At 56.3% G+C, this 270-nt stretch carries 1 protein-coding gene; it reads left to right on the forward strand.

Features of this window, described 5'->3' with window-relative positions; translation table 11 throughout:
• The coding region (locus tag SCA31_RS23540) for a DapH/DapD/GlmU-related protein (RefSeq protein WP_410699434.1) at positions 1-213 on the forward strand (213 nt) is incomplete at its 5' end.
• Between the last annotated feature and the right edge of the window lie 57 nt (positions 214-270).

Genomic DNA, 270 nt, shown 5'->3' on the forward strand with positions numbered 1-270 from the left:
GCCAACGCCTTCATTGGGTCGAACAGTTCGCTGGTTGCACCTGTCCAGATTGGGGATGGCGCCTACATTGCGTCCGGCAGCGTCATCACCGATGATGTTCCTGACGAAGCGCTTGCATTTGGACGTGCGCGCCAGGAAATAAAGCCGGAGCGTGCGAGGGTTTTGCGCGAGCGGGCGCTGGCAATCAAGGCTCAGAAGAAGGCCAAGGGCTGAGTTACGGCCCGAAATCCAAAGTGACCACCTGACCGATTGAGAAATAAGAATAAATCG

It is taken from the genome of Chryseobacterium sp. SIMBA_028, from assembly GCF_046535285.1.
Lineage (GTDB): Bacteria > Bacteroidota > Bacteroidia > Flavobacteriales > Weeksellaceae > Chryseobacterium.